This window comes from Xenorhabdus griffiniae (assembly GCF_001028135.1).
Taxonomy (GTDB): domain Bacteria; phylum Pseudomonadota; class Gammaproteobacteria; order Enterobacterales; family Enterobacteriaceae; genus Xenorhabdus; species Xenorhabdus bakwenae.
The window spans coordinates 1-26578 of sequence record NZ_LDNM01000009.1 but is presented as its reverse complement, the minus strand read 5'-3'; the positions used below and the strand labels follow the sequence as shown (position 1 = coordinate 26578).

Below are 26578 nucleotides of genomic sequence, written 5' to 3'. Positions count from 1 at the left end.
TGTGGCTATAGCGAAGAGAGAGAATTATGTTTGGTAAAGGTGGTTTGGGCAATTTGATGAAACAGGCCCAGCAGATGCAAGAAAAAATGCAGCAAATGCAGGAAGAAATTGCAAAGCTGGAAGTGACAGGCGAATCTGGCGCGGGTCTGGTAAAAATCACGATTAATGGCGCACATAACTGCCGTCGGGTTGAAATCGATCCAAGTTTAATGGACGATGACAAAGATATGCTGGAAGATCTGATCGCAGCGGCATTCAATGATGCTGCTCGCCGTATTGAAGAAACCCAGAAAGAAAAAATGGCCGGTGTTTCCAGTGGAATGCAATTACCACCTGGGTTTAAGATGCCATTCTAATGCAAACCAGCCCTCTTCTTGAATCTCTGATGGAAGCCCTGCGCTGTTTGCCCGGCGTAGGTCCAAAATCTGCACAACGGATGGCATTTCATCTATTGCAGAGAGATCGCAGTGGTGGAATGCGATTGGCACAGGCACTGACACGAGCGATGTCTGAAATTGGTCACTGTCAGGATTGCCGGACATTCACGGAACAGGAACAGTGCACGATTTGCGCTAATCCCCGTCGTCAGCAAAATAGCCAGATTTGTGTAGTGGAAAGCCCGGCAGATATTCATGCCATCGAACAAACGGGGCAGTTTGCGGGACGTTATTTTGTCCTGATGGGGCATTTATCGCCACTGGATGGTATCGGGCCAATGGATATTGGTTTAGATCGTTTAGAAGAACGTTTATCTTCTGAAACCTTGTCTGAAATCATTCTGGCAACTAATCCCACTGTCGAAGGAGAGGCAACGGCAAACTATATTGCAGAAATGTGCTCTCAATATGGTGTGACAGCCAGCCGAATTGCTCACGGTGTTCCTGTGGGCGGAGAGCTTGAAATGGTGGATGGTACAACACTGTCTCATTCGCTGGCTGGCCGTCAAAAAATCACGAACTTGTGATTTTGTTCCAGGTTAATGGGTGATTTTATGGATGGTGCTGCGGATTATGCCGCCATCCATAGCTGATTACCCGCTTATCAAACTAATTTTATATTCTTCTTGTTGTCTTAACTTGAAACTCTCCGTATCTATCCCCATTTGATGATTATCGTCCGATTGTACATATCTGAACTGGATTTAGATTGAGGTAATAAATGAGTATGAAAGATCAGGAAACCCGTGGATTTCAGTCTGAAGTCAAACAACTGTTGCAGTTGATGATCCATTCTCTCTATTCCAATAAAGAAATTTTTCTGCGTGAACTGATTTCAAACGCATCTGATGCGGCTGACAAATTGCGCTTCCGTGCATTGTCTGCCCCTGAGCTGTATGAAAATAATGGTGAATTGCGTGTTCGTCTGGCTCTTGATAAAGAACAGAAAACTATCACTATCAGCGATAATGGTATCGGTATGTCCCGTGATGAGGTTATCGATAATCTGGGCACGATTGCAAAATCTGGTACTAAAGCCTTTCTTGAATCCATTGGTTCTGATCAAGCAAAAGACAGCCAATTGATTGGTCAATTTGGTGTAGGCTTCTACTCTGCTTTTATTGTCGCGGATAAAGTCACCGTACGTACCCGTGCAGCAGGGGCACCCGCTGAACAAGGTGTATTCTGGGAGTCAACGGGAGAAGGCGACTACACTGTTGCTGATATTGAAAAAGCCGAACGTGGTACAGAAATCATCCTGCATCTGCGAGATGGGGAAAGCGAATTCCTCAATGACTGGCGCCTGCGTTCTATCATTGGCAAATATTCTGATCATATTGCCTTGCCTGTTGAAATTGAAACCCAAACTAAAAACGAAGAAGACGACTCGATTACCGTTACATGGGAAAAAATCAACAAAGCCCAGGCCTTATGGACGCGTAATAAAGCTGAAATCAGTGATGAAGAGTACCAAGAGTTTTATAAGCACATCTCCCATGACTTTACTGACTCCCTGATTTGGAGCCATAACCGCGTTGAAGGTAAGCAGGAATACACCAGCCTGCTCTATATTCCCTCCCAGGCACCGTGGGATATGGGGAACCGCGAACATAAACATGGACTGAAACTGTACGTACAGCGTGTCTTCATCATGGATGAAGCTGAACAGTTCATGCCAAATTACCTGCGCTTTGTTCGTGGGCTGGTCGATTCCAACGACCTGCCATTGAATGTTTCCCGTGAAATTTTGCAAGATAGCTCAATCACGCGTAATCTGCGCAGTGCGCTGACTAAACGTGTATTGCAAATGTTGGATAAACTGGCAAAAGACGACGCAGAAAAATATCAGACCTTCTGGCAGCAGTTCGGCTTGGTGATGAAGGAAGGTCCAGCCGAAGATGGCGCAAACAAAGAAGCTATTGCTAAGTTACTGCGCTTTGCTTCGACTCATAATGATAGCTCCGCGCAAATCGTTTCTCTGGAAGATTACATTGGCCGCATGGCAGAAGGGCAGGAGAAGATTTATTACATTACTGCGGATAGTTATGCTGCGGCGAAGAATAGCCCGCACCTAGAGCTGTTCCGCAAGAAAGGCATTGAAGTTCTGTTACTGTCTGACCGCATTGATGAATGGATGATGAGCTACCTGACTGAATTCGATGGTAAGTCATTCCAATCGGTCAGCAAGGCTGATGAATCCCTCGATAAACTGGCGGATGAAAACAAGACTGAGCAAGAAGAAGCAGACAAAAAACTGGCACCATTCATTGAACGTGTGAAGACTCTGCTCGGTGATCGCGTGAAAGAAGTCAAGCTTACCCATCGTCTGACAGATACTCCAGCTATTGTAACAACTGATGCTAATGCGATGAGCACCCAAATGGCGAAGCTATTTGCGGCAGCGGGCCAGGCTGTGCCAGAAGTCAGTTATAACTTTGAGCTGAATCCTGAACATCTCCTGGTTAAGAAATCGGCTGAGATTGATGATGATGCTCAATTTGCTGATTGGATAGAGTTGCTGTTGGATCAAGCACTATTTGCTGAACGTGGCACATTGGATGATCCAAACCAGTTTATTCGTCGTATAAATCAATTATTATTAGCTGAAAAAGCTTAAACTTATTGAGATAATGATAAAAACCACGCTTCAACGAAAAATGGGGCGTGGTTTATTTTTTTTAGTTAATGCGGAAACGTTTACCTGTTTTCTTGAGCCATTCCCCATTCAAATGGTATGGTGGTACGTTTTCTTTAAAATATGAAAAGCAAATAGCAAGGGGATTTACGCAATGCGTATTATTCTACTGGGCGCACCAGGCGCCGGTAAGGGGACTCAGGCACAATTTATTATGGAGAAATATGGGATCCCCCAAATTTCGACAGGTGACATGCTACGTGCTGCGGTAAAAGCTGGCACCGAATTGGGTTTGCAAGCAAAAGAGCTGATGGATAATGGCAAGCTGGTAACTGATGAGCTGGTCATTGCATTGGTTAAAGAGCGCATCAAACAAGATGATTGTCATAATGGCTTCTTGTTGGATGGGTTCCCCCGCACTATTCCTCAGGCAGATGCCATGAAAGCAGTCGATATCAAGGTTGATTATGTGCTGGAATTTGATGTTCCTGATGAAATCATCGTTGAACGTATTATTGGTCGTCGTGTGCATGCGCCGTCCGGCCGTGTTTACCACATCAAATTCAATCCACCAAAAGTGGAGAATAAAGATGATGCTACAGGCGAAGAGCTGACAACCCGTAAAGATGATCAGGAAGATACTGTCCGTAAACGTCTGGTTGAGTACCACACACAAACAGCACCTCTGGTTTCTTACTATCAGCAAGAAGCACAGGCTGGTAACACAAAATACTTCAAACTTGATGGTACTCGTCAAGTAGCGGAAGTTAGTGCAGAGCTGGCTAATATTCTGGGTGAATGATTCGTGTTTGCTTGAGTTGTTATAACAGGCGGCCTTCATAACCGCCTGACTTTTTTATAGTGCACGCTACCCTAGAGCAATTAACTCCATGAAATGTTACATGTAACTATCATTCATGTTTTATACTATACAAATCCAACTTCAAGATGCGTGTTATATTTCCCCGCGCAGCGGGGAAATATAAGGCCTCGCGTCATCTGGCGGATTGCAATTTGAAGTTTATCGAGTATAGATTGTCAGTCATTTTAATGGAGCTCTGAGGAATGAGTAGCAAGAAGTATGGTGTCCTGTTAGTGAATCTTGGTACACCTGATGCGCCAGCACCAGCAGCAATAAGATGTTATCTGGCAAAGTTTCTGAGTGACAGAAGGGTCATTGATATCCCTTCATTTATTTGGAAACCTATCTTGAATGGTCTTATTCTTCCGTTTCGTGCTTCTCGAATGGCTAAACTTTACCAAGAAATTTGGATGGAAGAAGGTTCCCCTTTATTAGTTTATAGTCGTCGTCAGCAGAAATTGCTGGATGAAAAGTTGGCGAATATCCCGGTTGCTTTGGGGATGACTTACGGCTCCCCTTCTTTATCTCAGGCCGTAGAGGGTTTGTTACAACAGGGCATTGAGGCTCTCATTATACTGCCACTTTATCCTCAATATTCCAGTACAACTTCGGCCGCAGTTTTTGACAGGATCAGTAAAATATTACGGGAGTACCGGACAATTCCTACCCTGCATTTTGTTCGTAGTTATGCCACCCATCCGGCTTATATTGCGGCACTAAAGGAAACCATTGAGCAGAGCTTTGAAAAACAGGGTCAGCCTGATCGGTTAATTATTTCCTATCATGGCATTCCTGAACGTCTGGTAAAGATGGGGGATATTTATCCGCAAGATTGTCAAGCGACAACTGAACTATTGAGTCAGGCACTGGATTATCCCGCAGATAAAATTATGATGACATATCAGTCGCGTTTTGGTTGCTTACCGTGGTTATCTCCTTATACAGATAAAACCATGGCATCATTACCCAGCCAGGGCGTAGAACATGTTCAAGTAATATGTCCGGGATTTGCGGCAGATTGTCTGGAAACGTTGGAAGAGATTAAGCAACAGAATAAAGTTATCTTTTTAGAGGCTGGTGGGAAAAAGTTTGAATATATTTCTGCACTTAATGATAATAACGCCCACATTTCTTTGCTTGAACAGTTGATAAATGATGTCATGAAATAACTTGCAATTGCGGGTTATGGGACATTATCACACATGATGAATAGCAGACATTGATCGTCGTATGATTTTAAGGATACGTTTTTTTAACCAATGAATACGATAAGCGAGAGAAAGGGCTTGCATATCAATGAAAAGCAAAATTATTTGGATTGGACATATAGATAATGAGTAATAAACCTATTAAACACCCTGATTTTTATCAAGAACATGCAAACTATTATCCTCCAGAGCGGGAGGATGAAATTGATTTGTTTGAACTATTCTCTGTACTCTTCCAATCAAAATACTTGATTATTGCAGTATCTTTCGTCTTTGCAATTATTGGTTTTGGTATCGCATCATTTTTACCACAAAAATGGACCAGTACAGCGGCTGTAGTGAAACCGGGGCTGGAGGAGTTTCAGCCATTGAAAAATGCGTTAACGGATTTACATGTTCTGAGCATAGATCCCAAAGTGACAGAAGAGTCACTGTATAAGCGGTTTATTGAAAATTATAACTCACGTGTATTACGTGAAGAATATTTGGTTAATACCGATTACTTCAAGACGTTGCTGGCTAAGAATGCAGATAATTCTGAGCAGGTAAAAAGAAAGCTTATCGAGACAATTGTCAATAAAAACATTGAGATATATTTACCCAAGAAAGAAAAAGACGATGAAGTTATCGATGAAGCCAAACTTTCTTTCAGTGCTGGCAATGCAAAAGATGCCTACAATCTATTAAGTGGCTATATCAGATTCGTCTCTTCGGTGGTTCGTGCTCAAGTGAAGGAGGACCTGCGTGATATGGTTCATGGGAAACTGGAATATTCGCAAAAGCTTTATGCTATCGATTTGGAGCGTATCGCTAATATGCGCAGCGTCGGTATTGAGCGACTGAAGTATGCGATTTCTCTTGCTAATTCTGCGGGAATTAAAAAACCCGTATCGAATGGCGGAGCTATGATCAAGGATGATCCGGATTATTCGATTGCGCTGGGTTCTGATGCACTGCAACGTAAATTACAGATTACTGAAGAAATTACTGACCCAACTAAAATTGATGCAGACCTGCGTAACCGTCAGTTGTATATCAAAAATCTGGAAAAAGTGAATGTGAATACCGTTGATTTTGTGCCATTCAAGTTTATGGAGGAACCTTATGAGCCAACTTCAAAAGATTCACCTAAGCGTTTGCTGATTCTGATTGGCGCAGGCTTTATCGGATTTATTTTATCCATCATGTCTGTTCTGTTGCGCCATATGGTACGTAGTCGCCAGAAACAAGAAGCTTAATATTATCTATTATAGATAATGCTCTGATAGCTAACGTTTTGACAGCCAATGTTGTAATAACATTGGCTGTTTTCATTTGTTGTTGCCCTATTTTTTTGTTTTGCTCTGGTATTGTGGCGCACTGTATTATGCTAACATGCCGCATATTTTAGCTCTACCGCAACAATTAATTATGAAATTCCCCGGTAAACGTAAATCTAAACACTATTTTCCTGTCAGTTTAAGAGATCCTCTGCTCCAACCCATCAAAGAGATGATGGATACCGAAAATAATCAAGCCTACATTGTTGGTATTGACCAGACACTGGTTGATATTGAAGCCAAAGTTGATGAGGATTTTATCCAGCGTTATAACTTAAGCAAGGGACATTCGTTAGTCATTGAAGATGATGTAGCTGAGGCTCTCTACAACGAACTGACAGACAAGGATCTTATCAGCCACGAATTTGCCGGCGGCACCATCGGTAATACCCTGCATAACTATTCTGTGCTGGCTGATGATAAATCCGTCCTGCTTGGTGCGATGTGTAATAACATCCAAATAGGAAGTTATGCGTATTGTTATCTTTGTAATACATCCAGCCGTATGGATTTGAATCACCTCCAGGGGGTTGATGGCCCAATTGGCCGCTGTTTTACCTTAGTGATGGAAAATGGTGAAAGAACGTTTGCCATTAGTCCGGGGTTAATGAATCAGCTTCATCCAGAGAAGATCCCTGAACATATTATTGCGGAAGCGTCAGCTTTGGTGATCACTGCATATTTGGTGCGTTGTAAATCAGGTGAGCCAATGCCAGAAGCCACAATGAAAGCCATTGAATATGCGAAGAAGCATAACGTACCTGTTGTATTGACGTTAGGAACAAAATACGTCATTGCGGATGATCCACAATGGTGGCGCGATTTTCTGGCTGAAAATGTTTCTGTTGTGGCAATGAATGAAGAGGAAGCGTGTGAATTAACAGGTTTCAGTGATCCGCTACTAGCGGCTGACATGGCATTAAACTGGGTGGATTTGGTGTTATGTACCGCAGGGCCTGCTGGATTATATATGGCGGGTTATACGGAGGAAGAACACAAGCGCCAAACATTGCATCCTTTGCTGCCTGGTGCGATTGCAGAATTTAACCGTTATGAGTTCAGCCGGGTGATGCGTAAGGTAGATTGCCAAAACCCAATGCGGGTTTATTCCCATATTGAGCCTTATATGGGGGGACCTGAAAAAATCATGAATACTAATGGTGCTGGGGATGGCGCATTATCTGCATTACTGCATGATATCACGGCCAACAGCTACCATCGCATGAATGTACCGAATTCCAGTAAACATACGCACTCTTATTTAACCTATTCTTCTTTGGCTCAGGTATGTAAATATGCTAACAGAGTCAGTTATCAGGTCTTAAGACAGCATTCTCCGCGTTTAACCAGAGGGTTACCGGAGAAAGAAGATAGTCTGGAAGAATCTTACTGGGAGCGTTGATTTTGCTGACCTGAGAGATTGTCTTCACTGTTTTTATGGAAATATCCCCATACGTGGGGATATTTCGTGGCTCGCAAGTTATGTTGATGATGGCGTCTCTGACGAATGTAGTGATGGTGGCTCCATTGGACAACCCTCTTCATATTCGGGTAGCGATTCAGCCATTGCCCGTGCTATTTCATGTTCACCAATGATAATGTGACTAGTGCCACGCTCCGTAATGTAAGTGATTTCATCATCATAATGGGCACGGACAATGATATTAATATCGGGCCTGATTTCTCTGGCATTCGCAACAATTTCACCCGCTTCATAACCATTGGGGATTGTCAGGAATAACATATAAGCACAATCAAGCCGTGCCAGGGCCATGATCTCTTTATTGACGGCGTTACCCATTATGGCACTGATACCCACTCCACCTAACTCTTCAAATCGGGTACGTGTATCTTCAATAACCACAACTGGGAAGTCTTTTTCTTGTAAACGCTGGCAAAGTTGACGACCTACCCGGCCATAACCCACCACAATGGCGTGACCACAAATATCGACAGGGATTTGAGTTTCCTCTTCCAGCGTTTCTTCGAGTAATTGTTCTTCAATGGTTTCTGTTTTTTCCAGATAACGATCCAGTAAACTGAACAGAACAGGATTCAACATGATTGAAATAATGGCACCAGCCAGTACAAGGTTACGGGCTTCGCCATCCAGGAATCCCAGCGTGACAGCAAGCCCGGCGAGAATAAAGGCAAATTCACCTATTTGGGCGAGGCTGGCAGAGATGGTCAGGGCTGTCCGTCGTGAGTGGCCAAACATTTTGACCAATAGCATGGCAGCTAATGACTTGCCAATGATAATAATAGCAAGGGTTCCTATAATCGCCAGAGGCTGTTGGAGTAAGACCATAGGGTCAAACAGCATGCCAACAGAAACAAAGAAAAGAACTGCGAAAGCATCCCTTAACGGTAAAGTATCCTGCGCAGCCCGGTGGCTCAATTCTGACTCATTCAATACCATGCCAGCGAAGAATGCACCGAGGGCAAATGAAGCATCAAATAGTGTTACCGCACCGTAAGCAACCCCTAATGCAATGGCAAGTACAGCCAGCGTGAATAATTCACGCGAGCCTGTAGCAGCCGTTTTTGCCAGTAACCAGGGAATGACACGGCGGCCGACGAAGATCATCAACAAAATAAAGGCAATGACTTTGCCAACGGTAAGGAATATCTTCAATAACAATTGGCCAATATTGGCGTTGTGGCTGTCCATAATTCCTGCTGCCGCAGGAAGTAAGACTAATGTCAGTACCATCGCCAGATCTTCAACAATTAACCAACCGATGGCAATTTGCCCTCTCTGACTATCAACGAGCTGTCGTTCTTCTAATGCCCTGAGCAATACCACTGTACTGGCGGTAGACAGGCAGAGACCAAATACAATACCGCTGAGTAACTCCCAACCGAGCAGCATTGATAATCCGGTACCCAATAAGGTTGCAACGGCAATTTGGGCGATAGCACCAGGAATGGCGATGGATTTGACGGCTAACAAATCTTTAAGTGAAAAATGTAGACCGACACCAAACATCAATAAGATCACGCCAATTTCTGAAAGTTCTGGAGCTAAAGAGGTATCGGCAACAAAACCAGGGGTAAAGGGACCCGCTAGCACACCGGCTACAAGGTATCCTACCAGAGGTGAGATTTTCAAACGTTGCGCAAGCATGCCAAGCAGATAGGCAAGAACAAAACCGCCAACAATGGTCGTGATAAGAGGTGTCGAATGCTCCATCAAGGCTCCTTCTGGGTAGCGAGTATAATAAATTGTATGGTTAGGTGAGGTAATAATTTATTTTATAAATAATTAAAGATAAGATTACAAAAAAACATATTGAATGCTAAAAGCAAGGAAAATCCACTTAAATACCATTTTAATGTAATTTAATGTATATATTGCCATTAGTTACGCTTGTTTACAAAGAAAAATAGCGTAACAATTATGATGCTTACTCAGGATTTTACTTGGTTTTTTCAAGGGTTCTTTTCTATATTTGGCAATAACAGTGTAAAAATACCAAGAAGGGGTAGAAAAGCACAAATTTTGTAAACCAATTCTATGCTGGTCTTATCTGTGACATAGCCAAGTACGGCAGCTCCAATGCCACCCATTCCAAATGCCAGACCAAAGAACAAACCTGCTATCATACCTGTTTTACCGGGGATGAGTTCTTGGGCATAGACTAAAATTGCAGAAAATGCAGAGGCTAATATTATGCCAATAATGACCGTTAATATGCTTGTCCAGAACAAAGAAGTATAAGGTAACAGCAGGGTAAAAGGTGCAACGCCAAGAATTGAACCCCAAATGACATATTTCCGGCCTATCCTATCCCCAACGGGTCCTCCGATCAGAGTACCTGCCGCGACGGCAAATAAAAAGATAAATAGATGGATCTGGGCATTTTGTACGGATAAGCCAAATTTCTGCATCAGATAAAAGGTATAGTAGTTACTGATACTGGCTAGGTAGAAGTACTTGGAGAAAACCAGTAATAGAAGAATGGCAAAAGAATTTATAATGGTTTTTCTAGGCAGCGTTGGCAGGGAATGAGTACGAGAAGACAGGGGGAAAATAACCCGATGCTGCATCTTATACCATTGGCTGACTTGCAAGAGGATCACGATAGCCAGCAGTGCTGCCAGGGAAAACCAACTGATGTTTCCCTTGCCGTAAGGCGCAATAAAAATAGCAGCTAACAGTGGTCCCAATGAACTGCCTAAATTTCCCCCTACTTGAAATAAAGATTGGGCCAGTCCATGACGTCCACCCGAAGCCATGCGTGCGACTCGTGACGATTCTGGATGAAAAACGGATGACCCCGTACCGACCAATGCGGCAGCCATTAATATCATTGGAAAACTTTCCGCATAAGCTAATAGAAGCAAACCAGATAAGGTAAATCCCATACCGATAGGCAGTGAATAGGGTTGCGGATGTTTATCAGTATACAAACCGATAACAGGCTGCAATAAGGATGCGGTTACCTGATAGGTCAGAGTTATCATTCCGACCTGAACAAAACTGAGAGTAAATTCAGATTGCAGCAGTGGATAAATAGCCAGAATTAACGATTGAATCATATCATTCAGCATATGGGATAAGCTGATAGCCCCGAGAATTGAAAAAACTGTCCGCTGTGTTTTTGTTGGTGCAGTTGGAAAAGGATTTTTTTGACTTTTTTCACTCATATTTATTCGCTTATCGCTGTCATTATCAACAAAATTTGTAGGGTGAATTTTTAGGTTTGTTGAGTTGTTGTCTAATTTTTACACCATAATACATCTTAGATAATTAACAAACTTTTTATTGATACCTATATAATTTGACCGCAATATCAAAAAGGTGAAATCTTTTAAGCTGCGGTTTGAAAGGGATAAGCCACCACCATCATATAACTAATAAAGTTTTAAAATACATGGAGATACCCCATGAAATTATCGTTTAAAGCGTCAATTTGTGCCCTTGCAGTTTCGCTGTCACTGGCACCGTTAATTGCAAACGCCTGGGAAAAAGATAAAACCTATGACATTACCATCTTGCACACTAACGACCATCATGGTCATTTCTGGCATAACGATTATGGTGAGTATGGTTTGGCGGCTCAAAAAACGGTGGTAGATTCCATTCGTCAGGAAGTTGCCAAGAAAGGAGGCAGCGTATTGTTATTGTCAGGTGGTGACATTAACACCGGTGTCCCGGAATCAGATATGCAAGATGCGGAACCCGATTTTAAAGGCATGAATCTGGTGGGATACGATGCAATGGCATTGGGGAACCATGAATTTGATAAACCCTTAAATGTATTGTTTCAGCAACAAAAATGGGCAAACTTCCCCTTTCTCTCTGCCAATATTTACCAAACCAGCACAGGCAAGCGCCTGTTTAAGCCATATGTTATTTTTGATAAGCAAGGCGTGAAAATAGCGGTTCTTGGCCTGACAACCGATGACACCGCGAAAATCGGTAATCCGGCTAATTTTCCAGATGTTGAATTCCGTGTTCCAGCCGAAGAAGCCAAAAAAGTTATTGAAGAGCTGAAAAAGAGTGAAAAGCCGGACGTGATTATTGCGGCAACCCACATGGGGCACTATGACGATGGTCATCATGGCACGAATGCGCCGGGAGATGTTGAAATGGCACGTAGTTTGCCTGCGGGTTATTTGAATATGATTGTGGGAGGGCATTCACAAGATCCGGTGTGTATGTCTGCGGAGAATAAAAACGATAAACAAGTAGATTATGTTCCGGGTACACCTTGTTCTCCTGATCACCAAAATGGCACATGGATTGTTCAGGCTCACGAATGGGGGAAATATGTAGGTCGGGCTGATTTTCAATTCCGTAATGGTGAATTTAAGTTGGTTCATTATCAATTGATCCCTATTAACTTAAAGAAAAAAGTAACAAAAGAAGATGGCAGTACGGAGCGTGTTTACTATACCCATGAAATTAAGCAAAATCCTGAAATGCTTAAGTTGCTGACACCTTATGAAGACAAGGGCAGCCAGATCCTGAATGTGAAAGTAGGCTCAGTAGATAACAAATTAGAAGGTGATCGCAGTAAGGTGCGTTTCGTGCAAACGAATATGGCCCACCTTGTATTAGCTGCTCAGATGGAACGAACAAGCGCTGATTTTGCAGTGATGAGCGGTGGTGGAATTCGTGACTCGATTGAAGCAGGAAATATTACTTACAAGGATGTTATGAAAGTTCACCCATTTGCTAACCAAGTGGTTTATGTGGACTTCAAAGGTAGCGAAGTTTTGTCCTATTTGACGGCTGTTGCCAATATGGAAAAGGATTCTGGCGCTTATGGTCAGTTCTATAATGTGAGTTTCGTGAAGGATGGTAAGAATATCAGTGAGGTAAAAATCGGTGGTAAGCCATTAGATCCAAATAAAACTTACCGCATGGCAACGTTGAACTTTAATGCGATTGGCGGAGATGGTTATCCACGGATTGATAATTTGCCTGGTTATGTTGATACAGGGTTTGTTGATGCTGAAGTATTGAAACGATATATTGAAAAACATTCTCCATTAAAAGCTTCTGATTATGAACCGAAAGGTGAAATTCATATAAATAATAACAACTGATCAATATACCAATCCAACTTCAAGATGCGTGTTATATTTCCCCGCACAGCGGGGAAATATAAGGCCTCGCGGCGTCTGGCGGATTGCAACTTGAAGTTTATCGAGTATAGCAGCGTAATTAATGATTTTTGCACTGTGAGGAACGTGTATCGACATTGTTGTTTATCACAAGCCCCTGTTTTAGAAAAAACAGCGCCAGCTCGAAAAAATTCAGCGAGAATGGCAATAAATTTTCAAATTTTAGCAATATCAGCAAATGAACAATTAAGTAATTGGCATAAGTCTATGGGAGACAATTCAATATCTAAACCACGTTTACCACCAGAGATAAATAGGGTTGGCAAGGTTTGCGCCTGGCTGTCAATCACGGTAGGTAGACGCTTTTTCTGTCCCAACGGGCTAATGCCACCGACTAAATAACCTGTTACTTTTTGTGCCAGTTGAGGATCGGCCATCTCTGCCTTTTTGGCCCTGAAAACTTTAGCCACTTTTTTCAAATCGAGTTGCCCAGAGACCGGCGTCACGGCGACAGCCAGATTTTTAGGATCACCATTCAATGCGACCAACAGTGTTTTAAAAACCTGATTAGCATCTAAACCGAGTTTTTTCACCACTTCATCACCAAAATTATGTTCATTGACATCGTGGTCATAAGGATGAAGTTTGAAATTAATTTTTTGTTTTTCCAGCAAGATAACAGCGGGGGTCATATTTTTTCCTATAACGATCAGTTTATAACTGCTTATCCGTAATAATTAGTTTTCAGAATGAAACAGATGAAGTTGCTATGTTTGTGGTTTTGCCAGCATCTGTCGTAAGTTGTTCTCGCCGTGGAGGTGTAAGGCCCCTACTGTAACCAAATATTTTCCTGCTGGTAAGTTATGTAACTGCTCACTCCATTGACGGTTGCGTTCAGCCATTAAGGTTTGATAAATCTCTTCGCAGAATGTCATGGGTATTACCTGATTCTGTTTCTCCGGTTTGTAATTCATCCACCAGCTAATCATAGTCTGTAAAGCGCGGGCATTAGTATGCCAATGGGTGATGGTATCTTCCAATAGTGAAATCCCACCGTTTAGTAAGTTGGTGAGAAGGTTAACTTGTGCATCAGTCCCTTCCAATTCGATAATGGGTTTATTGAGTGCTTTTGCACTGTTCAGTAATTGGCAATCGATACCATATTGAGGTTGTAACCCCAAATATTGGGCTTGGGCAGCCTGTAATATCAATGCGACTTGCCACGATGGCAATGGATCCAGCAACGTGACAGGATGTTGAATTTCTCGGCAATAGTGTTGCAAACAGGCAAAATGTTCGGGAGATAAACGTTGTGATAGTTCGATCTGTTCAGGAAATGTTTCCTTGAAAGGGGAATTGGCCTGCGTGATATCTGCCTCGACAATCAGCGCATCCGCTTGCTCTAACTGTTCCAGCAATACCTCAGAAAGTGGGGACATGTTTTTAGTACCCATATGAATGCTGCCAACAATATGTAATTGTTTATTATTATTTAAATTGATGTCAAAAGCCGGATAAGGGTAATGCCGTTGGGAATTGAATCCCAATATTTTACTGAAATAGGTCATTAATTTTCCCATATTACATACTCCAATAGCTGGCATTGGGCGGTATGCTAACCGGTTAATCACCAACAAGAAAGAGGGAAAAGTGCGGGATGAAAAGCTAAACGAAATAGGTTTAGCTTTTCATGGGAAAAATAAAATTTCCTGAATATTAGGTCAGGATTTAGGCTTGAAGCGCAATAAGCGATTGGCATTACTAACAACAGTAATAGAAGATAATGCCATGGCCGCACCTGCAACGACAGGGTTTAGTAAAGTGCCAGTGAACGGGAATAAAATACCGGCTGCGATTGGAATACCCAATGTATTGTAGACAAAGGCACCAAATAGGTTTTGTTTCATATTACGCAATGTACCACGGGATAATTCAACTGCATCGGCAACCCCGTGCAGACTATGGCGCATCAGGGTAATTGTTGCGGTTTCGATGGCGATATCACTACCGCTTCCCATTGCGATGCCGACATCCGCTTGCGCTAATGCAGGGGCGTCATTTATGCCATCGCCGACCATCGCCACTTTCCTGCCTTCTGATTGCAGTGACTGAATGGCTGCGGCTTTGCCATCAGGCAAAACACCAGCAATCACCTGGTCAATACCTGCTTCTTGGGCGATAGCATTTGCTGTGGCAGGATTATCTCCTGTTAACATAACCAAACGATAGCCTTGGTGATGTAAGCGTTGCAGGGCAGAAACAGTATCCTGCCGCAAGGGATCACGAATAGAAAACAGGGCAGCGATTTTGCCATTGGCTGACAGAATAACAGGTGTGATGCCTTTTTCTGCTTGTGCTGCAACTAATGGCTTTAATTCTGTGGTTTCAATCTGATGCTGCTCAAGCAATTTTGGGTTACCCAATAACAGCGTGACCTCTCCAATTTCTCCCTTAACACCCAGTCCTGCGAGGGTTCGGAATGTCTGTACTTCGGGTAATTTTTGCCCCTCAACTTGCAATAAAATAGCGTTTGCCAGAGGGTGACTTGAGCCATTTTCTAATGCACCGGCCCACAGTAATACTTGCTCTTCGGTAAAACCATTAAAAGTGTGGATCTCTGTGACTTGCGGCATACCTTCAGTTAAGGTGCCTGTTTTGTCAAAGACAATCGTATCCAGTTGACTGGCATGTTGCAAAGCATCAGCATCACGCACCAATACACCTAATTCGGCTGCCCGTCCTACCCCTGAGATGATGGACATGGGGGTTGCCAGCCCAAGTGCGCAGGGACAGGCGATAATCAAAACGGTTGTCATGATGACCAGCGCGTACATGATTTGTGGGGCAGGGCCGATAAAAAACCAAATCGTGCCGGCAATCAGGGCAATAGCAACAACAACAGGCACAAATATTGCAGATATTTTATCGGCCAACTGGCCGATTTCAGGTTTGCTGCTTTGTGCCTGACGAACAAGTTTAATAATGCGTGCCAGGGTTGTCTGGCTACCAACCGCATTGGCTTTAAACAGGACCGTACCATCTTGAACGACAGTGCCGGCATGGACGGTATCGCCCGTTGTTTTCTGCTGAGGGATAGGCTCACCGGTCAGCATGGCTTCATCCAGCCAAACTGTACCCTGAGTAATTTCACCATCAACCGGAACGCGATCTCCTGTTGTCAGGCGCAGTATCATATTGGGCATTACATCAGCCAGTGGTACTGTTTTTTCACCTTCAGAGGTCACTACCCGCGCTGTTGGTGGAGTGAGATCCAATAATCGCTCAAGAGCCTTGGAAGAGCGTTGGCGGGCACGTTGTTCCAAGGCATGGCCGAGATTGACCAAACCAATGATCATGGCACTGGCTTCATAATAAAGATGGCGGGCCTGAGGTGGAAAAATTTCTGGCCACAAATTGACGCTCATTGAATAAAGCCACGCTACGCCAGTACCCAGAGCTACGAGGGTATCCATTGTCGCACTGCCATTTTTTAGACTTTGCCACGCATTACGATAAAAATGCCCGCCTGCAAATATCATTACAACCAGCGTCACCAAACCAATCGTTAGCCAAATGGTGTGGTTTGCTGGTGTGAGTATCATATTGTCGCCTATCATACCCCACACCATGACAGGCACCCCAACCACTAACGCAAGGGCCGATTGCCAGCGGAAGCGGTGCATATTAGCCTGCGCGATTTGTTGCTGACGCTCACGGCGTTCTGTTTCATCCTGAATGATTTCCGCACCATAACCGGCCTTGATGATGGCTTCAACTAAGGCATTTGGTGAAGCGTGGCCTGTGACCAATGCGCTTCTTTCCGCGAGATTGACTCTGGCATGTTCCACGCCATCAACGGATTGCAGGGCTTTTTGTACCTTGCTGACACAGCTTGCACAGCTCATGCCATCCAGCAGGAGCTGAATGCTGCCATCACCACTCACATCATTTTTGTTGCTGTGCTCAACAGAAACGGTTTCTACCGGAGTCGAAGATATTGCCGCTGCCAAAGACTCCGGAGTCTGTGGAACATGTATTGCCAGCTGCTCAGGTTTTGGGCAATCGGCTTCCGTGGCTAATTCAGCGTGATATCCGGCTTGTTCGACTGCATGAATTAAGGCACTGTTCTCTGCTTTACCATAGATTTTTGCGGTTTGGGTATCAACTTCTGTGGCGATAACACCTTCTACTGCTTCCAATGCCTTTTGTGTCTTATTTGCACATTTCATGCAGCTTAAACCTGACAGGCGCAATACAACATCGGGTCGGCTGGCAACCGTGGCTTGATAATCTTCGGCAACAATGGCGGCAATCAATTCATCAGGTGAAACATGACTGATAATTTTGGCATAATTGAGGTTCACATCCGTCAGCTCAACGCCGGGTATTTTTTCCAGCGCTTTTTTGACCCGGCCGACACAATGCATACAAGTCAGGCCTTGAAGTGCGAGAATGGTGGTTGTGGACATAACACTATCTCCTGATACAGAGTGATATACTTATCACTAAGGCTAAACCTTCCTGCAAGGGGAAGGTCAAGGGGAAATAATGAATATCAGTGAAATTGCCCGTAAGACCGGTTTAACCCGCAAAGCGATTCGGTTTTATGAAGAAAAAGATCTCATTACTACACCGGAGCGGGGAGATAATGGCTATCGTCATTACCAGAAAAGGCACATTGACGAACTGATGCTTTTGCGTCAAGCGAAAGAGGTCGGATTTACGCTGGAGGAGTGTCGCGAATTGCTGCGATTATTGCGCAATCCTCACCGTCACAGTGCCGATGTAAAAATGGCGACCCTGCAAAAAGTGGCAGAAATAGAAAAAACGGTGGTGGAATTGCAAAAGATAAAGGAAAAATTACTGGTATTGGTGGCTGAATGCCCGGGAAATGATGGGGCGGATTGTCCCATCATTGAGCATTTATCTGGCTGCTGTCAGCATCACGGATGATGGGAAACCGGTTTCACTTTTAATGTGATCCCGTCAACGGCGATGACTTCAATTTCGCTATTGGCCGGAAGTTCTCGGTCACAGTGAACGCGCCAACTTCCATCGGCCAGTTTGACTCGCCCAAAACCGTTTTCGGTATCCGTGACTAAACGGGTTCGCATGCCAATCAATTGGTGGTTCTTCTGATTGAGCGTCTTATCACTGGCCTGGCGTGGGCGATGGCGTAGCCAGCTACGCCAGGCAATAGCAGAAAGCAAGGTTAAGACAGCAAACAGAGTACCTTGCAGTTCCCAGCTCATATGAGGGAAAATCCATGTGATCAGGGCAACAACCACGGCTGCGGTTCCTGTCCACAACAGATATCCCCCCGTTCCCAGTAATTCCGCAATCAGAAGCAGGCCACCAAAACAGAGCCAGAACCAGGCTGGTTGAGCGGCGATCTGTTCAATCATAACAATTATCCTGTATGGCTATTTATCCTGTTTGCTCTTCTTGCTTTCGGAAATTAATTCGGCAATACCACCAATGGCGCCCATTAAATTGCTGGCTTCCAGTGGCATCATAATCACTTTGCTGTTATTTGAGGCACCAATGTTGGTGAGGGCATCGGTATATTTTTGGGCAACAAAGTAGTTAATTGCCTGCATATCACCATTAGCGATAGCGTCAGAAACCATTTTGGTTGCACGTGCTTCTGCTTCGGCGGCTCGTTCACGAGCTTCCGCTTGCAGGAAGGCTGACTGGCGTTCACCCTCTGCTTTCAGGATTTGCGACTGTTTTTCCCCTTCCGCTTTCAAAATGGCGGCCTGACGAATACCTTCCGCCTCAAGAATATCTGCACGTTTGGTACGTTCTGCTTTCATTTGGGCGTTCATCGCGGAGATCAACTCCTTAGGTGGACGCACATCGCGGATCTCAATCCGCGTGATTTTGACACCCCACGGGTTAGTCGCTTCATCGACGATTGCCAGCAATCGGCTGTTGATGGAATCGCGTTGGGACAGCATTTCATCCAGTTCCATTGAACCCAGCACGGTACGGAAGTTCGTCATGGTCAGGTTGATGATGGACAGTTCCAGATTGCTGACTTCATAGGCAGCACGTACAGGATCGACGACCTGAATAAAGCAGACGGCATCAATAGTGACATTGGCATTATCACGAGAAATAACTTCCTGCGATGGGATATCCAGAACCTGTTCCATCATATTGATTCTACGGCCGATACGATCAACAAATGGCATGATAATGTGCAGGCCTGGTGTTAATGTACGGGTATAACGTCCAAAGCGCTCAACAGTCCACTGATAGCCTTGTGGAACGGTTTTGACACAGGTAAAGACGATAACAACCGCAATAACGATTAAAATCGGTACAGCACCAAAAGAGAGTAGATCCATAACAATTCCCTTACTTAGCTAATTATGGAATATATAAATTTTCTTTACTTAATGGAGTAAAGAGTATACATGACGACGGTATTTAGATGCCAGAGTATCTCCAGTGCCCAGTGCAGAAAGAATATCCATCATCGTCTTTTTCACTGCACCCTCGGCAGCAGAAAGATCCTTTTTCAGAAAACTAAGTAGTAATTCCAGAGCCTCTTCATTACGGCCAACGTCGTGTAATTTGGCCGCCAGTTGTACGGCTAATTCTGCATTCTCTGATTGCATTGCCAACGCTTGTTGTAGTTGCCGAATCTCAGGGGAATCAGCTGCCTCTTGTTGGGACTTAAGGTACTCAAGTAACTCATTATAGTGTTCATCTTGGGCTTCTGATGGCACGGTATCCAGTATTTTTTGGGCCTCTTCAAGATGATTGAGTGAAAGGTTCACTTGGGCTAGCAATAAGGTAATCTCTGTATCTTGCGGATTTTCCTGATGGATTTCTTTGAGTAAAAGCAGTGCCTCCTGCTCTTTACCTTCTGCAAGTAGTTCGTCAACTTGCTCTAATGGTGATTTTGCCATTTGAGGGAGGAAAGTGGCAAAAATCTTTCTGATGGCTTCATCTGTCTGGATACCTTCAAAACCCTGAACAGGGCGAGCTTCTTTTACGAACAGTACGGTAGGTAAGCTACGCACACCAAATTGTGCAGCGATATGGAAAAGTTGGTCGCAATTAACTTTAGCCAGGGCAAATTGCCCGGCATATTCATGGGCTATTTTATCAAGCGTGGTTTCTAATTCATGGCAATGTAGGTCCTGTGGAGACCAGAAGTAGAATACGACAAGCTGGGTGAGAGAGTGCTGAACAACCTGGGTAATATTCGATTCATCAATATTAATGATATGGGCAGTATTATTGTTTGTATTCACGGTTGGTTCCATGGGATTTTTCTCTGAGTCGTTGTAAGGTGATTACATGAATAAATAAGACTTGTTTGTCTGTTTTTCAATGTCTATTTACTTTGCCAGCGCAAGATTCTATCGAGCCATCGCTCAGGGAGTAGACGGCGCATCATTTTTACTGCATGAGTCAATAACGTAACCGAATAGCGTAATTTCGGGTTGGCGCTTTCCAGCGCATGAATCAGTTTAGAGACGACATCCTCAGGCATCAACGTAAAACGACGAGCAAGGCCTGGATTCTCAACCGGATGATCCTGCTGTGTTTGGTTGATATTGTGCGTAAAACGGGTATGAATTGGGCCAGGTTCTATCAGGCTGACTTTAATGTCGGTTTTAGCCAATTCGCCCCGTAAGGCATCCGACCAGGCTTCAAGAGCATATTTACTGGCAGCATATGCACCACGACCTGGTGTCGAAATCAATCCCATTACAGAACTGGTCTGAACAATCCGCCCTGCGCCGTAAGCGCGTATAGCGGGCAATAACAGGCACGTCAGTTGGTGGGCGCCAAAGAAATTGGTGGAAAACTGTTTTTCCATCTGTTCGCGGGAGATACTTTCCAATGGACCGTAAACACCAAATCCCCCGTTATTGAATAGCCCGAACAGACGACCGTTGGTTAATTCGATTACTTTCCTGGCGGCGCACTCTACGCTTTCTTTATCATCTAAATCCAATTCGATGGGTTCGAACCCCAATTCACGCATATGGGCCAAATCAGAGGGTTTGCGGCAAGCTGCGAGTACGCGGTAACCACGTTGGTGGAGGGTTTTGGCCGCGATTAACCCAATCCCGCTAGAACACCCAGTAATAAAAATGGCTTTTTGCATAACTTTACTTGTTTACCTGCATCAATTTATGGAAATAAATGATTTACTATTAAGAAATATTTTTCACTTAAGGAGAGTTGATGTATTTCGATAATGTGTTGGACATCCAATCAGCAATAAAGGGTTGTGCCGCTTGATTGGGATGTAGCCCGTCATCTTGCATCCATTCTGGTTTGATAGCAACGTGTTCCATGAAAAATGGCAGCAGAGGAATTTGGTTGCGTTCAGCCAGTGTGGGATAAATTTTGGCAAAGGATTCGGTATATCGCTTTCCATAATTAGGTGAAATTCGGACTTGCATTAATAACGGTTGTGCGCCGGTTTGTTTGATCAAATGAATGCTCTGTTGCAAATCCTGTTCTATGTTTTGAATGGGAAAACCACGCAATCCATCATTAGCACCAAGCGCTATCAAAACCCATTTTGGATTGTGCTGTTTCAATAACTCAGGCAAACGTTCAAGCCCTTGCGCGACAGTATTGCCACTAATACTGCCGTTAATAATGACGGTTTTTTCACCGGCTTGTTGCCACTGTTTTGCCATCAGTGCAGGCCATGATTGCTCAACGGGTAAACGATATCCGGCACTGAGGCTATCACCTAATATAAGCAGGGTATCTGCCGCCGCGGTTCTGGCACTGCATAGCACCACCAATAAAAGGAAAAATACATGGCTGTAGAAAGTATTCTTGAAGTTCATCATCTCACTAAACATGTCGGTCAAGGGGAACAGGTAATTAATATATTGCAAGGTATTGAGTTGGTTGTCGAGCCAGCACAGACAATTGCATTAATTGGTGAGTCAGGATCAGGTAAATCAACACTTCTGGGCATTATTGCCGGATTGGATGATGGTAGCGGGGGAGAAGTTCATCTATTGGGGCAAAATATCAGTCGCATGAATGAAGAGCAGAGAGCACAGTTAAGGGCAGAAAATGTAGGCTTTGTTTTTCAGTCATTTATGTTGATCCCCACCCTGAATGCACTGGAGAATGTCCAGCTTCCGGCACTATTGCGTGGTGAATCGGAAACCCAAAGTCGTGAACAAGCCATTGAACTACTCGAACAGTTAGGGTTAGGAAAACGCCTGAAACACATGCCAGCCCAACTTTCGGGGGGAGAACAACAGCGGGTGGCGTTGGCACGGGCATTCTGTACTCGTCCCAAAATCCTGTTTGCCGATGAACCAACAGGTAACCTTGATCGCCAGACAGGAGAGCGCATCGTCGATTTACTGTTTTCCCTTAATCATGATTACGCCACCACGTTGATTTTAGTCACGCACGATAACCAACTGGCGGCGCGTTGCCAGCGTCGCTTACGTCTGGTGGACGGAAAATTACGGGAGGAAGCATGATCTGGCGTTGGTTTTGGCGTGAATGGCGCACACCTTCTCTCCTGATTGTCTGGTTATCTCTGACGTTGGCAGTGGCTTGTGTACTGGCATTAGGGCGTATCAGTGATCGCATTGATCAAAGTGTGCATTATCAAAGCCGTGATTTTCTGGCGGGTGATCTGGTTTTAAGGGCCTCGTATCCCGTTGATGAAACCTGGTTGCAAAAGGCACAAGAACAGGGATTGACATTAAGTCGCCAAATCTCATTTTCGACGATGACATATGCGGGAGATATTCCGCAACTGGCTCAGGTGAAAGCCGCAGATGAGCGTTATCCTCTGTATGGCGAACTGGAAACCCATCCGCATGGGTTAAAGCCAGAAAAAGGTTCAGTGCTGGTAGTCCCACGATTGTTGGCACTATTGGGCGTTAACGTCGGGGATAATATTGATGTGGGAGATACCACATTGAAGATTAGCGGCGAATTGCTGCAAGAGCCTGACAGCGGTTTCAATCCCTTCCAGATTTCTCCCCGAATTTTAATCAATATCGATGATGCTCAGTTAACAGGGGCGATTCAACCCGGAAGCCGCCTGACTTACCGTTATATGTTTGCGGGTTCTCCTGCCGCCATCCAATCATTCCAGCAATTTGTTGGACCGCAACTAAAAGCCGATCAACGCTGGCTGACCTTGCAACAAGATAATGGTGTTATGGCACAATCCATTGAACGTGCCCAGCAATTTTTATTGCTGTCAGCGTTGTTGACATTACTCCTTGCTGTTGCTGCGATGGCCGTTTCTATGGCGCATTACTGCCGTAGCCGGCATAACCTGATAGCCATCCTGAAAACATTAGGGGCAGGGCGTTGGGCGTTGCGCCAATGGATCATTGGACAATGGTTAGTGATATTACTGGCCGCCATCGTGGTAGGCTCCATTTTAGGTTTGGCTTTTGAGTCTGTATTGATTCGAATTTTGGCAGGAATGTTACCTAAGATGTTACCGGCTGCGGGAATGTGGCCGTGGGTATGGGCAATAGCCGCCCTGTTTGGCATTGCCGTGTTGGTGGGGGTCCGTCCTTATCGTCAACTCATGGCTACCCAGCCCTCACGGGTATTGAGAAGTGATGTCACGGCCTCCATCTGGCCCCTGCGTTATTATTTGCCTGCGGTGGCATTCATCATCACGGGAGGATTGGTATTACTGGCAGGCACCCAGCCGTTATTATGGTCGCTGTTAGCGGGAGTGCCGATTGTCGCGTTGTCTTTGGCGTTATTGGGGTGGGGGGGATTATGGCTACTGCGTCGTGTGACGTTCCGTCAGTTAAGCCTGCGTCTGGCGGTTAATCGGTTACTGTGTCGGCCATTTCAGACCATGACCCAATTGGCGGCATTTTCTCTGTCATTCATGTTGCTGGCTTTGCTGATTATGGCAAGGGGAGATTTATTGAACCAATGGCAACAGCAATTACCGCCGGATAGCCCTAATTATTTCCTGCTTAACATGACCCAACCACAAACGGCTCAGGTTAATGACTTATTGGCTAAATATCAGGTGAAACCGACCGATTTTTATCCCGTGGTATTGGCACGTTTGACGGAAGTGAACGGACAATCTGCGCTGGCATGGGCGGATAAAAAACAGCCTAATAGTACTACCGTGCGGCGCGAACTGAACTTAACATGGAAAGCAGAACTGCCGCCGTTTAATACCCTGATTGCGGGAACGTGGCCGCCAAAACCGAACGAAGTTTCTATGGAGCAAAGTGTTGCTGAACGGTTGCAAATTAACCTGGGAGATAGGCTTACATTCACCGGAGATACCCGAACGTTTCATGCCACAGTAAGCAGTATTCGCAAGGTGGATTGGGAGAGCATAAACCCGAACTTCATTTTTATTTTCGCCAAAGAGACGTTGGAAAATCAGCCCGGAATGTGGTTAACCAGCTTTCATTATGAAGGAGAGGGAAAGCTGTTAACGGAAATTAACCGCCATTTCCCAACCATCAGCGTGTTGGATATTGGTTCGATACTCAAACAAGCACAAGGCATTTTGCAGCAAGTTAGCAAGGCATTAGAAGTTATGGTTATTTTGGTGATGATCTGTGGCGGATTGCTGTTATTGGCACAAATTCAGGTTGGTATGAACCAGCGACAACTTGAATTGGTGGTATACCGCACATTAGGGGCGAGCAAAAAACTTCTGCGCCGTACATTATGGAGTGAATTTGCTTTGCTTGGGGTGATGGCTGGTTTGGCTGCGGCATTGGGTGCAGAAATTGCACTTTGGTTGTTACAGACTCAGGTCTTTGATTTCCCGTGGCAGCCACAATGGCAGATGTGGTTTCTGCTTCCCATCATCAGTAGCTTACTGCTTTCACTATGCGGTGGCTGGTTGGGGGTTAGGCTATTAAGGAAGCAAGGGCAATATCGGCGCTTGCCTGAATAATTCCCAAATCTTTGATAAACCTCGTTTGAACCAACGAGGTTTATCAGCAATCTGACCGGATATTATCAGGCAAATTCTTCTCTTAATTTCCTTGTTTGTACGTTATTTCAGTTCATTTTTACCTTATTCAGTAAATTTGGTGCCTTCAACCGTGTATTTTCTCATTTTATGAGCAGGTGGTTTCATCATTAATGTGACGACAAGAACAACAAATACGGGAATGGCAATAATCAGGAATGCAGAGGTAAAACTGCCTGAATAATCTTTGATGGCACCGGCAAAAAAAGGTGCCAGACAAGCCAGGGTGGATATCAGGTTCATGATAGAAAACAGTTCCAGATAAGGCTTGCGACCAAAATAGTTAGCCAGCAATACACTGGAAGCAAGGAAGGTCATGCCATATCCCATCCCGACACACACGGTGAACGCAACCAAAAACGGCCATGATGAGGCGATACTCAGTGCAATCAAGCCAAATATAATAACGGACAGGCTGATAATCAGTAATTTTTTCGGCTCTACCCATTCCCCAACGGCACCGCCGGCTAATCGGGAAAATGCATTGATAAAAGCCATTGTGCTCAGTAACCCGGCGGCGATAGCTTCGCTGAAACCATTTTCGATAATATGGGCAACTGCAAAACTGTTGACGGTAATGCCACACCATAAAAATGCGGTGTAAGTTGCCGCAATCACATAGAATTGCCATGTCCGTAGGGCTTGGTGTGCAGTCCAACGTTGTTTAGTGCGATAAATGCTGGAAGTTTCCTGATTGTTATGTTTCTGGTTTACGGCCTTGGCGTGGGCGATTTCCCGTTTACCTTCCTGAAGAATAATAATCGTCAGGATGACGAAAATGGAGAGGATAATAGCGGAAATCATCCAATGCATCCGCCATGTTCCCCAAATACGGGTCGCCATAAAGTAGATCCACGGGCCAATGACCCCACCTAGTCCACCTATTGTGAAGTAGAAACCAAAAGCAAGGGATTGTTTCTCATATAGCCGTGAAATCACATAAGTGCCCGGCACGGTTGCCAGAAAAGTAAAACCGATCCCCATTAAAGCCGTACCGATAAAATAGGATGAAATAGCGTATGTATGATAAAGGTTGTAGAAACCCGCCAGAAAAATCAGCAGGCCGATAAACAGGGTAAAACGAACGCCAATTTTACGAATAAATACCGTTGGCAGAAAACTGGATAACCCGCAAGTCAGGCCAAGCAGTGTGAATCCTAATCCTGCATTTGTCCAACTCCAGCCCAGTTCATAAATCATACTCGGCAGGACAACACCCAATGACGTAAAGGTTGTTGCTGTGGATAGAAAATAGACCATGCCTAAAAGTATCAGCAAAAACCACTGATAAGTACGTCCGAATTTGTCGTGTTGAATGGACATTGTGACTCCATCAAGGATATAAACGATTAAAAGCGGCACTATTTTATGTGCTTATGAGAAAAAGCTGTATCGAATAAACACACCATAGCTAAATTGATTGGTGTGAAAACCCGACGTATCTCTGATTTTGTACTTATTTTTGACGGAATTCACGACAATCCTATAGCTAAATCATACCAATATGGCATAATATCCCAATCCAATATGACAAGGCATAAAGTGA

General features: G+C 44.4%; 22 protein-coding genes. 11 read left to right on the top strand and 11 right to left on the bottom strand.

Annotated features, from left to right (window positions below; genetic code table 11):
• The first annotated feature begins 26 nt into the window (after positions 1 to 26).
• The 7 genes from AAY47_RS03090 (at position 27) to AAY47_RS03060 (ending at position 7863) form a co-directional block, all read left to right on the top strand.
• Positions 27 to 356 (top strand): YbaB/EbfC family nucleoid-associated protein, encoded by a 330-nt coding sequence (locus tag AAY47_RS03090; RefSeq protein WP_047766784.1) that lies wholly within the window; start codon positions 27 to 29, stop codon positions 354 to 356.
• On the top strand, positions 356 to 964 hold the full coding sequence (gene recR, locus AAY47_RS03085; RefSeq protein ID WP_047766783.1) for a recombination mediator RecR: 609 nt from the start codon (positions 356 to 358) through the stop codon (positions 962 to 964). Before AAY47_RS03090 ends, recR begins: the two co-directional genes overlap by 1 nt.
• A gap of 200 nt (positions 965 to 1164) precedes the next feature.
• Complete coding sequence (htpG, locus tag AAY47_RS03080) at positions 1165 to 3054, top strand: molecular chaperone HtpG (protein ID WP_047766910.1); 1890 nt, start codon at positions 1165 to 1167, stop codon at positions 3052 to 3054.
• Positions 3055 to 3226: 172 nt separating this feature from the next.
• The gene (gene adk, locus AAY47_RS03075) at positions 3227 to 3874 is read left to right on the top strand and encodes an adenylate kinase (RefSeq protein ID WP_047766782.1); all 648 of its coding nucleotides are present in this window, start codon (positions 3227 to 3229) and stop codon (positions 3872 to 3874) included.
• Positions 3875 to 4137: 263 nt separating this feature from the next.
• Positions 4138 to 5103 (top strand): ferrochelatase, encoded by a 966-nt coding sequence (gene hemH / locus AAY47_RS03070; protein WP_047766781.1) that lies wholly within the window; start codon positions 4138 to 4140, stop codon positions 5101 to 5103.
• 164 nt (positions 5104 to 5267) lie between these two features.
• Positions 5268 to 6380, top strand: coding sequence for an LPS O-antigen length regulator Wzz(fepE) (gene wzz(fepE), locus AAY47_RS03065; RefSeq protein ID WP_047766780.1), 1113 nt, complete (start codon positions 5268 to 5270; stop codon positions 6378 to 6380).
• A 172-nt stretch (positions 6381 to 6552) separates the two neighbouring features.
• Positions 6553 to 7863, top strand: coding sequence for an inosine/guanosine kinase (locus AAY47_RS03060; protein ID WP_047766908.1), 1311 nt, complete (start codon positions 6553 to 6555; stop codon positions 7861 to 7863).
• 78 nt (positions 7864 to 7941) lie between these two features.
• Here AAY47_RS03060 and ybaL read toward each other — a convergent pair whose 3' ends face one another.
• On the bottom strand, positions 7942 to 9654 hold the full coding sequence (gene ybaL, locus AAY47_RS03055; protein WP_047766779.1) for a YbaL family putative K(+) efflux transporter: 1713 nt from the start codon (positions 9652 to 9654) through the stop codon (positions 7942 to 7944).
• A 239-nt stretch (positions 9655 to 9893) separates the two neighbouring features.
• Positions 9894 to 11111: an MFS transporter gene (locus tag AAY47_RS03050; protein WP_047766778.1), complete on the bottom strand. Its 1218-nt coding sequence runs from the start codon at positions 11109 to 11111 to the stop codon at positions 9894 to 9896.
• Between the two features lie 240 nt (positions 11112 to 11351).
• Here AAY47_RS03050 and ushA point away from each other — a divergent pair, with 240 nt between their 5' ends.
• Complete coding sequence (gene ushA, locus AAY47_RS03045; RefSeq protein WP_047766777.1) at positions 11352 to 13019, top strand: bifunctional UDP-sugar hydrolase/5'-nucleotidase UshA; 1668 nt, start codon at positions 11352 to 11354, stop codon at positions 13017 to 13019.
• Between the two features lie 233 nt (positions 13020 to 13252).
• Here ushA and ybaK read toward each other — a convergent pair whose 3' ends face one another.
• The 3 genes from ybaK to copA form a co-directional block, all read right to left on the bottom strand.
• Positions 13253 to 13729, bottom strand: coding sequence for a Cys-tRNA(Pro)/Cys-tRNA(Cys) deacylase YbaK (gene ybaK / locus AAY47_RS03040; protein WP_047766776.1), 477 nt, complete (start codon positions 13727 to 13729; stop codon positions 13253 to 13255).
• 75 nt (positions 13730 to 13804) lie between these two features.
• Complete coding sequence (locus AAY47_RS03035) at positions 13805 to 14617, bottom strand: TraB/GumN family protein (RefSeq protein ID WP_047766775.1); 813 nt, start codon at positions 14615 to 14617, stop codon at positions 13805 to 13807.
• A 141-nt stretch (positions 14618 to 14758) separates the two neighbouring features.
• Positions 14759 to 17506, bottom strand: a complete 2748-nt coding sequence (copA, locus tag AAY47_RS03030; RefSeq protein WP_047766774.1) for a copper-exporting P-type ATPase CopA — start codon at positions 17504 to 17506, stop codon at positions 14759 to 14761.
• 79 nt (positions 17507 to 17585) lie between these two features.
• Here copA and cueR point away from each other — a divergent pair, with 79 nt between their 5' ends.
• Entirely contained in the window at positions 17586 to 17990 is a 405-nt protein-coding gene (gene cueR, locus AAY47_RS03025) for a Cu(I)-responsive transcriptional regulator (RefSeq protein WP_047766773.1), read from the top strand.
• Here the strand turns inward: cueR and AAY47_RS03020 are convergent.
• The 5 genes from AAY47_RS03020 to tesA all read right to left on the bottom strand — a co-directional run bounded on the left by AAY47_RS03020 (position 17981) and on the right by tesA (position 21868).
• Positions 17981 to 18442 carry an NfeD family protein gene (locus AAY47_RS03020; RefSeq protein ID WP_047766772.1) on the bottom strand — a complete coding sequence of 154 codons (462 nt, stop codon included), beginning with the start codon at positions 18440 to 18442 and terminating at the stop codon, positions 17981 to 17983. The two genes, cueR and AAY47_RS03020, sit on opposite strands and share 10 nt — an antisense overlap.
• 18 nt (positions 18443 to 18460) lie before the next feature.
• Complete coding sequence (locus AAY47_RS03015; protein WP_047766771.1) at positions 18461 to 19390, bottom strand: SPFH domain-containing protein; 930 nt, start codon at positions 19388 to 19390, stop codon at positions 18461 to 18463.
• 48 nt (positions 19391 to 19438) lie between these two features.
• Positions 19439 to 20317, bottom strand: coding sequence for a thioredoxin family protein (locus AAY47_RS03010; RefSeq protein ID WP_047766770.1), 879 nt, complete (start codon positions 20315 to 20317; stop codon positions 19439 to 19441).
• Between the two features lie 71 nt (positions 20318 to 20388).
• Positions 20389 to 21168 (bottom strand): SDR family oxidoreductase, encoded by a 780-nt coding sequence (locus tag AAY47_RS03005; RefSeq protein WP_047766769.1) that lies wholly within the window; start codon positions 21166 to 21168, stop codon positions 20389 to 20391.
• Positions 21169 to 21235: 67 nt separating this feature from the next.
• Positions 21236 to 21868 (bottom strand): multifunctional acyl-CoA thioesterase I/protease I/lysophospholipase L1, encoded by a 633-nt coding sequence (gene tesA, locus AAY47_RS03000; RefSeq protein WP_200897731.1) that lies wholly within the window; start codon positions 21866 to 21868, stop codon positions 21236 to 21238.
• Between tesA and ybbA the strand changes: the two genes are divergently transcribed.
• Together ybbA and ybbP are read left to right on the top strand one after the other, a co-directional pair.
• A complete protein-coding gene (ybbA, locus tag AAY47_RS02995) occupies positions 21839 to 22525 on the top strand; it encodes a putative ABC transporter ATP-binding protein YbbA (RefSeq protein ID WP_047766767.1) in 687 nt (228 codons plus the stop codon). The two genes, tesA and ybbA, sit on opposite strands and share 30 nt — an antisense overlap.
• A complete protein-coding gene (gene ybbP, locus AAY47_RS02990) occupies positions 22522 to 24954 on the top strand; it encodes a putative ABC transporter permease subunit YbbP (protein ID WP_047766766.1) in 2433 nt (810 codons plus the stop codon). Before ybbA ends, ybbP begins: the two co-directional genes overlap by 4 nt.
• Before the next feature lie 123 nt (positions 24955 to 25077).
• Here ybbP and AAY47_RS02985 read toward each other — a convergent pair whose 3' ends face one another.
• Positions 25078 to 26355 carry a CynX/NimT family MFS transporter gene (locus AAY47_RS02985; protein ID WP_047766765.1) on the bottom strand — a complete coding sequence of 426 codons (1278 nt, stop codon included), beginning with the start codon at positions 26353 to 26355 and terminating at the stop codon, positions 25078 to 25080.
• Positions 26356 to 26578 lie beyond the last annotated feature (223 nt).

Coding starts and splice junctions, on each gene's coding strand:
- AAY47_RS03090 (WP_047766784.1), top strand. CDS start 27: ATGTTTGGTAAAGGTGGTTTGGGCAATTTGATGAAACAGGCCCAGCAG.
- recR (WP_047766783.1), top strand. CDS start 356: ATGCAAACCAGCCCTCTTCTTGAATCTCTGATGGAAGCCCTGCGCTGT.
- htpG (WP_047766910.1), top strand. CDS start 1,165: ATGAAAGATCAGGAAACCCGTGGATTTCAGTCTGAAGTCAAACAACTG.
- adk (WP_047766782.1), top strand. CDS start 3,227: ATGCGTATTATTCTACTGGGCGCACCAGGCGCCGGTAAGGGGACTCAG.
- hemH (WP_047766781.1), top strand. CDS start 4,138: ATGAGTAGCAAGAAGTATGGTGTCCTGTTAGTGAATCTTGGTACACCT.
- AAY47_RS03060 (WP_047766908.1), top strand. CDS start 6,553: ATGAAATTCCCCGGTAAACGTAAATCTAAACACTATTTTCCTGTCAGT.
- ybaL (WP_047766779.1), bottom strand. CDS start 9,654: ATGGAGCATTCGACACCTCTTATCACGACCATTGTTGGCGGTTTTGTT.
- AAY47_RS03050 (WP_047766778.1), bottom strand. CDS start 11,111: ATGAGTGAAAAAAGTCAAAAAAATCCTTTTCCAACTGCACCAACAAAA.
- ushA (WP_047766777.1), top strand. CDS start 11,352: ATGAAATTATCGTTTAAAGCGTCAATTTGTGCCCTTGCAGTTTCGCTG.
- ybaK (WP_047766776.1), bottom strand. CDS start 13,729: ATGACCCCCGCTGTTATCTTGCTGGAAAAACAAAAAATTAATTTCAAA.
- AAY47_RS03035 (WP_047766775.1), bottom strand. CDS start 14,617: ATGGGAAAATTAATGACCTATTTCAGTAAAATATTGGGATTCAATTCC.
- copA (WP_047766774.1), bottom strand. CDS start 17,506: ATGTCCACAACCACCATTCTCGCACTTCAAGGCCTGACTTGTATGCAT.
- cueR (WP_047766773.1), top strand. CDS start 17,586: ATGAATATCAGTGAAATTGCCCGTAAGACCGGTTTAACCCGCAAAGCG.
- AAY47_RS03020 (WP_047766772.1), bottom strand. CDS start 18,442: ATGATTGAACAGATCGCCGCTCAACCAGCCTGGTTCTGGCTCTGTTTT.
- AAY47_RS03015 (WP_047766771.1), bottom strand. CDS start 19,390: ATGGATCTACTCTCTTTTGGTGCTGTACCGATTTTAATCGTTATTGCG.
- AAY47_RS03010 (WP_047766770.1), bottom strand. CDS start 20,317: ATGGAACCAACCGTGAATACAAACAATAATACTGCCCATATCATTAAT.
- AAY47_RS03005 (WP_047766769.1), bottom strand. CDS start 21,168: ATGCAAAAAGCCATTTTTATTACTGGGTGTTCTAGCGGGATTGGGTTA.
- ybbA (WP_047766767.1), top strand. CDS start 21,839: ATGGCTGTAGAAAGTATTCTTGAAGTTCATCATCTCACTAAACATGTC.
- tesA (WP_200897731.1), bottom strand. CDS start 21,868: ATGAACTTCAAGAATACTTTCTACAGCCATGTATTTTTCCTTTTATTG.
- ybbP (WP_047766766.1), top strand. CDS start 22,522: ATGATCTGGCGTTGGTTTTGGCGTGAATGGCGCACACCTTCTCTCCTG.
- AAY47_RS02985 (WP_047766765.1), bottom strand. CDS start 26,355: ATGTCCATTCAACACGACAAATTCGGACGTACTTATCAGTGGTTTTTG.